Source organism: Actinomadura macra NBRC 14102, assembly GCF_001552215.1.
Taxonomy (GTDB): domain Bacteria; phylum Actinomycetota; class Actinomycetes; order Streptosporangiales; family Streptosporangiaceae; genus Spirillospora; species Spirillospora macra.
Window position 1 is genome coordinate 137,510 of the sequence record NZ_BCQT01000027.1, and the last position, 7,072, is coordinate 144,581.

The 7,072-nt window shown below is 68.0% G+C and carries 6 protein-coding genes; 1 reads left to right on the plus strand and 5 read right to left on the minus strand.

Annotated features, from left to right (window positions below; genetic code table 11):
- Positions 1-93: 93 nt before the first annotated feature.
- Positions 94-1,458, plus strand: coding sequence for an LVIVD repeat-containing protein (locus tag AMA02S_RS36605; protein ID WP_218005244.1), 1,365 nt, complete (start codon positions 94-96; stop codon positions 1,456-1,458).
- Between the two features lie 161 nt (positions 1,459-1,619).
- Here the strand turns inward: AMA02S_RS36605 and AMA02S_RS36610 are convergent, their stop codons facing one another.
- From AMA02S_RS36610 to AMA02S_RS36630, 5 genes are all read right to left on the minus strand, one after another.
- On the minus strand, positions 1,620-2,012 hold the full coding sequence (locus AMA02S_RS36610) for a RidA family protein (RefSeq protein ID WP_067468511.1): 393 nt from the start codon (positions 2,010-2,012) through the stop codon (positions 1,620-1,622).
- Between the two features lie 340 nt (positions 2,013-2,352).
- Positions 2,353-3,558: an amidohydrolase gene (locus AMA02S_RS36615; RefSeq protein ID WP_067468514.1), complete on the minus strand. Its 1,206-nt coding sequence runs from the start codon at positions 3,556-3,558 to the stop codon at positions 2,353-2,355.
- 52 nt (positions 3,559-3,610) lie between these two features.
- Positions 3,611-5,221 carry an ABC transporter permease gene (locus AMA02S_RS36620; protein ID WP_067468517.1) on the minus strand — a complete coding sequence of 537 codons (1,611 nt, stop codon included), beginning with the start codon at positions 5,219-5,221 and terminating at the stop codon, positions 3,611-3,613.
- Positions 5,218-6,075 (minus strand): ABC transporter ATP-binding protein, encoded by an 858-nt coding sequence (locus AMA02S_RS36625; RefSeq protein WP_245667991.1) that lies wholly within the window; start codon positions 6,073-6,075, stop codon positions 5,218-5,220. The genes AMA02S_RS36620 and AMA02S_RS36625 overlap by 4 nt, the downstream gene beginning before the upstream one ends.
- 26 nt (positions 6,076-6,101) lie before the next feature.
- Positions 6,102-7,072, minus strand: a 971-nt coding sequence (locus AMA02S_RS36630; protein ID WP_157431073.1) for an ABC transporter substrate-binding protein, incomplete at its 5' end; no start/stop codon positions are given.

Here is a 7,072-nt window from a genome sequence, read left to right on the forward strand (position 1 = left end):
GCCATGGAGACGAAGGAGTCAGGGGTGGCGCCAGTTCTCAGGCGAAGATCCAGACGCAGGACCCTTGTGGTCGCCCTCTCGAGCATCGCGCTGATGATCTCGGCCATGCTCGTCCCGGCGGCCTCGGCCGACCAAGTCCCGGGCAAGGACGAGATCACCGGTAGCCCGAACATGCATCATCTGGCGAACATCCCCAAGCAGGGGCCGCTCGCCGCACCCGCCGCCTACGGCTCGGACTGGGCCTTCAAGGGCCGGTTCGCCTTCGGCGGCAACTACGAAGGCTTCACCATCTATGACATCAGCCGGCCCGAGACGCCCAAGGTCGTCACGGTGGTGCACTGCCCCGGCTCCCAGAACGACGTGTCGATCGCCGGTGACCTGCTGTTCCTGTCGACCGACCGGTCGATGAGCGACGACTCGTGCCAGGCCGTGCCCAAGCCCGCGACCGACAAGACGGCGTGGGAAGGCATCAAGATCTTCGACATTTCCGACGTGCACAACCCGCGCTACCTCAAGGCGGTCGAGACGAAGTGCGGCTCCCACACCAACACCCTCGTCCCGGGCAAGCGCGGTACCGCCTACATCTACGTGTCCTCGTACTCCCCGAACGACACCTACCCCGACTGCCTCCCACCGCACGATCTCATCTCGATCGTGAAGATCCCGCTGAAGAACCCGGTCGCGGCGAGCGTGGTGGCCGAGCCTGTGCTGTTCCCGGACGGCGGCAACCCCGGTGACCCGCCGGACACGCCCTGGCCCGGCCGTACCAGCGCCACCACGGGCTGCCACGACCTGACCGCCTACCCGGACGAGGACCTGATGGCCGGCGCCTGCATGGGCGACGGCGTGCTGTTCGACATCACCGATCCGCTCAAGCCGCGCACCATCACCAGCGTGCGCGACAACGAGAACTTCGCGTTCTGGCATTCGGCGACCTTCAACAACAGCGCCAGCAAGATCGTCTTTACGGACGAGCTGGGCGGCGGCTCCGCGGCCACCTGCAACCCGACGGTCGGCCAGCAGAAGGGCGCCAACGCCATCTACGACATCGTCGGCGAAGGCAGGCACCGCAAGCTGGAGTTCCGCAGCTACTACAAGATTCCTCGACACAACGCCGACAACGAGAACTGCGTGGCCCACAACGGCTCGCTGATCCCCGTGCGGGGCAAGGACATCATGGTGCAGTCCTGGTACCAGGGCGGCATCTCGATCATGGACTTCACCGACTCACGGCATCCCGAGGAACTCGCCTGGCTCGACCGCGGCCCCTGGTCGGACAATCTGGAGGTCCTCGCCGGCACCTGGTCCACGTACTACTACAACGGCTACATCTACTCCAACGACATCCAAAAGGGCCTGGACGTCATCGACATCCGGGACCCTCGTACCGACAAGGCCAAGCGCGTCAGGCTCGACGTGCTCAACGCCCAGTCTCAGCCGAACTACTTCGACGAGTGACCTGAGCGGCCGGGTCCCCGGCCCCACGCGGCGGCGAGCCGGGTGGGGCCGGGGGCCTGTGTGTGTAGCGCGACCCCTGGCCGTTCGCCCCCGACGGGTGATTCGCCCTGCTCGACGATCTCGGCCGACGCCTCGCCGGAAGGCAGCGGGGAAGTGCCGGTTCAGTCGATGACCGCGGTGGCCTCGACCTCGACCACGATGGCGGGGTCGGCCAGGGCGACAACGCCTATCCCCGTGAGCGGCGGGACGGGGGTGACGCCCAGCTTCGCGGAGGCCCTGGCGAATCCCTCCACGAACAGGGACATCTTGTCGGGGGTCCAGTCGGCGACGTAGACGGTCAGTTTGACCACGTTCTCGAAGGAGCCACCGACCTCGGCAAGGGCGATGCCGATGTTGAGGTAGCACTGCTCAACCTGAGCGGCGAAGTCGTCGTCGGCGCCATGTGCGACCTGACCGGCGACGAAGACCAGCCGTGATCCGGTGGCGACCGACACCTGCCGGTAAAGATCGACGAGCTGGGCCGTCGGCCATGGACTGGTCTCCCTGGTCGCCAACGGCCCGCTGCCCCGCCAGACGCTTCACCATGGCGCCCCCATGCTGGCCGCTCTGTTCATCAGCGAAGGCGACCAGCCCGACCGTTGTCGCACGTCGACCGAACAGGGCTGGAAACACCTGCTCCCGTCCAGCGAGGAACCGGGGTGCGAGCGGCCGACCCAGGAGTAATCACCGGCGCCGACAAGCCGACCCCGCACCGTCGACGATGCGGGGTCCCGACAGGGCCGCCGGCTGCCCGCTCGAACGTGATCTGCTTGAGCGCACAGCCGGCTCGGCCAGGGCTGTCCCGGGGCGCCTGCGGCGCCGGTTCCGCGGGACGCGGTGTCGCTGAGGTCGCGGTCAGGTTGCGGTCACGAGGGCCCCGGCGCGGGCGACGATCTTCCCGCGCTTCATGACGAGCGTCCGCTGTGGCGGTTCCACGACGAGTTCGCCGATCGTCTCTCCCGGCAGGACCACCAGATCGGCGACGTCACCGACCTTCAGGTCGCATCGGGGGGCGTCGAGGACCCGGCGGCCCAGGGTGGTGCCCAGGGTGGCGGCGAATTCCAGGTCGTCGTCCATGCGCCAGTAGCACTTGTAGGCCATGAACTGGGCGCGGGCCAGGATGTCGCCTTCGCCCCAGGGGGACCAGCGGCTGCGGGCCGAGTCCGAGCCCAGGCACATGCGCACGCCGCGGGCGTGCAGGGCCTTGACGTCGGGGACGGGCAGGAGCCCGTGGACGCCGACGGTGATGGCGATGTCGGCCTCGGCGAGCAGCGAGGCCAGGCGCTCGAACTGTGCGGGCGTCGGGTCGGCGAGGCTGAACACATCGCACAGGCTGACCTTGCCCTGCATACCGAGTGCTTTGACACGCTCGGCGATCCGTTCGATGAGCCAGATGCCCAGTTCGCCGGATTCGTGTGCGTGGAAGTCCACGGGTACCTGGTACTGCTCGGCCAAGCCGAAGACGATGTCGAGCTGGCGGGCGGCGTCGCCGTCGACGCCGGCCGGGTCCAGGCCGCCGACCGCGTCGGCTCCCTCACGCAGGGCCTGTTCCAGTAGTTCGGCGGTGCCGGGCTTGCGCAGGATGCCCAGCTGGGGGAACGCCACGATCTGCAGGTCGGTGAGGTCGGCCATCTCCTCACGCACTTGCAGGAGGCCGTTGATGCCCTCCAGGCCGATTTCTGGCGCGACGTCGGTGAAGGTCCTGATGGAGGTCGAGCCGTAGGCGACGCACTTGTCGAGGAAGGCGCGTGCGCGGGTGGTGACCGGGGTGGTGGTCTCGGCCCACTGCTGCAGCATGTCCTCGAACATCTGGTCCATGGTGATCGGCTCGGAGGTCCGTCGCACCCACGGCTCACCCCACAGGCTCTTGTCGGCGTGAGCATGACCGTCGACAAAACCCGGCAGGACGATCTGCCCGTTGAGGTCTTCGACGTGGTCGCCGGGGCCGAGGTCGGCCGGTGCCTGCGCACCGACGGATTGGATCTTCCCGTCGGCGACGGTGACGACCTGCGGGTCGCCCACGCCGTTCACACGGACATTGGACAGAATGACTCTGGACATATTTCGCTTTCTTTGCTTCCCGGTGTTTCGGGGGTGTGACGGGTGTCGTCGGCTATTCGAGGCGACTGAGGGCGGTGTCTTCGAGCGCGCCGGCCAGGCGGTAGGCCAGGAGTGAGGCCAGCAGCACGATGGCGACTCCACCCCAGACGAAGTTGTAGTCCGACAGGGTCGCCGCGACGGTCATGGACGCGCCCAGGCCGTAGCCGGTGGCCAGCCATTCGGCCACCATCGCCGCGCCGATGGACAACGGCAACGCGATCTTGACCGAGGCCAGCAGCGCCGGCAACGCGTAAGGGATGAGGAGTTTGGTGATGCGATGCCTGCGCCCGGCGCCCACCGCGGTGAGCAGATCGTTGGCGCTGCGCGGTACCGCCCTCATCGCGAGCAGGACATTGACGAGGATCGGGAAGAACGTCATCACCGCGATCAATACCGTCACCGCGACGATCCCGCGGCCGAACATCAGCGCGAGCAGCGGCATGGCGGCCACGATCGGGATCGACCGCAGGGCGATCGAGATGGGCATCAGCACCCGCTCGATCACCGGGAACTCGTGCGCGACCACGGCCATCGCCACCGCCAGGACGAGCCCGACCAGGAACCCGATTCCGGCGTCGCCGATGGTCTGCAGCAGCGAGGAGAACATGTACGGCAGCGGGTCCTCGGCGTCACCGGACGCGGTGACCAGCTGGGTGTCGCCGTTCAGGAAGTAGGGCACCACGTCGGCCGGTCCCCGGGCCACCGCGCTGCCACCAGGCACGACAAGGGCGAGCAGCCACCAGCACGCCACGACGCCCGCCAGCGTGCCCACGGTCGCGAGGACGCCGCGTCCCACACGGGCGGGCAGGCGCGAGTTCCGCCGCCCGAGACGTTCGGCGCGCGCGCCGAGGACGGTGTCCATCGAGCGGGTCCACGGCAGGATCGTCTGTGAGATGAGCGGCAGGGCCAGGAACGCCACGGCGGCCAGCAGCGAGGTCACGATCGCCAGGCCCCAGGCGCGGGGGATGTCGAAGGCGCCCTGGGCCTGGATCATGGCGACGCCCAGCCCCTCCGAGCCGCCCATGTACTCCCCGATGATCGCTCCCAGGATCGCGCTCGGCGCGGCGACCTGGAGGCCGGCGACGAAGCTCGGGATCGCCGCGGGCAGCCGGACCTTGCGGATCACCGTCCACTCCGAGCCGCCGGACGCGCGCACCACGTCGACCGAGGTCTTGTCCACGCCGCTGAGGCCCAGGATGGCGGCGACCAGGGTGGTGAACACCACGGCCTGCGCGGCCAGGATCACGCTCGGGATGTTGCCGCGGAAGGCGATCGCCAGCAGCGGCGCGACGGCGATGAGCGGCAGCGCGATCGCGCCGACCGCCACCCGCTCGAACAGCGCCTGGACGCGCGGAAACGGCAGCGTGCACAGGGCCAGGGCGATCGCGATTCCGTTGCCCCACACATAACCCTGCAACGCGGACGACATGGTGACCGTCGCGTTCGGCCCGTAGTAGTCGGCGTCGTCGCGCATCTGGCCGAGCACCTCGCCGGGCGAGGGAACCAGGGACCCGAACCCGCCGAGCGACATCGCCTGCCACACGACGATCACGACCACCAGCGTCAGCAGCGGGGGCACGATCTGTTGGAGGCGCGCTTTGAGCGGTCGCGCGGAGGCGTTCACCGGGCCGTCCCGCCCTCGCGCCTGTTCCCGACCCCGGCTGCGGTCCCGTCGCCGTTTGCGGTGAAGAGTTTTTCGGAGAGTTGGTCGCAGAGGGTGTGGAAGGCGGTGTCGTGGAGGATGTCGGGGGTGCGGGGGCGGGGGAGGTCGATGGTGATGGTGTCCAGGATGGTTCCGGGTCGGGGTGACATCAGGACCACGGTGTCGGAGAGCAGGACGGCTTCGGCGATGCCGTGGGTGACCAGGACGGTGGTGGTGCCTCGTTCGGCCCAGATGCGTTGGAGTTCGAAGTTGAGTCGTTGGCGGGTGAGGTCGTCTAGTGCTCCGAAGGGTTCGTCCAGGAGGAGGAGTTCGGGGTTGGTGACCAGGGATCGGGCGAGGGAGACGCGTTGGCGCATGCCTCCTGAGAGTTGTGAGGGGCGGGCTTTTTCGAAGCCGGTGAGGCCGACGAGTTGGATGAGGTCGGTGACGGCGGTGGGGTCGCGGTGGCCGGCGACTTCCAGGGGGAGGCGCAGGTTGGCTTCGACGCTGCGCCAGGGCAGGAGGCCGGCGTCTTGGAAGGCGACGCCGATGCCGTGTTCTTGGCGTAGTTGGCGTGGGGTGCGGCCGTGGACGGTGACGGTTCCGTTGGTGGGTGTTTCCAGGTCGGCCAGGACTCGCAGGACGGTGGATTTGCCGCATCCTGAGGGGCCCAGCAGTCCGACGAACTCCCCGCGCCGCGATTCGAAGGAGAAGTCGCGTAGCGCCTCGACCGAGGCCCCCTTGCCCTCGAAGACCTTCCTCAGGCCACCCGCGCGAATCCCCTCGGAGGCGTGCGCGTCACCTGGGGTCGCACCCGTCGCCTCGGTTTCCAGCAATGTTCTCTCCTTCGGCATGGCGCGCTTCATCCCCCCAGCAGTTCGTTGGTGAAGAGCGACTTGTCGGCCTTGATCCCGATGCTGGACAGGCTCGTGATCGTCTGCTCGATCAGCGCGTCGGACATCCAGAACAGGCCCTTGGACCCGTCACCGTCGCCCTTGACGAAGGGCGCGATGGCGGCGAGCGACTTGGCCTGCTCGTCGGGCTTCAGGCCGAGCTTGGCGCCGTACTTCTTCATGATCACGTCGGCCGCGTGGCCCTGATCGCGCAGTGCCGCCTCCCAGCCCTGCCTGCTGGCCGTCATGAACTTGCGGGCGCTCTCCCGGGCGGCGGAGTCGCTCAGTGTCTTCTCAGATGCGAAGAAGACACTCTGCATTCGGTTGAAGCCGAAGTCGGCCAGGGGCATCACGTGCGTTTTGATCCCGCGTAGTGCCAGCGACACCGGCTGGTTCGAGGCGAACCCCCAGATCGCGTCGACCTCACGGGCGGCGAGAGGCGCGGGATCGAACTGAATCGGCACGAGCTTGACCTTGCTGACATCGACCCCGTTACGCTTCATGAACACCAGCGCCGTGTTCTTACCGGCCAGCGTGATACCGAGCTTCTTACCCTCGATCTCCTTCGGACGCTTGACCGGGCGGTCGGCGAGCGAGATCCAGGACTCGGGGCTCTTTTGCAGTCCGGCGCCGACGATCTTCAGCTTCGCGCCACGGGCAACGGCGGTGGCGACATTCTCCGGAATCGCCTCGATACCGATATTGACGCGACTCGTCGTCACCAGCGGGACGACCGCGGAATTCGGCCCGCCCGGCTGGACGTCCACAGTGAGGCCCTGCCTGGTGTAGTAACCGTCCTCGGCCGCAACAAAGATCCCCGCGTACTCCGCGTTCGGGATCCAGGCGAGCTTCACGGAGAATCCGCCGGTTGTGGAGCCGCCGGCGGCGCCGGCGCCATCGTTGGTACCGCACCCGGCCAGCCACGGCACCGCCGAACCAG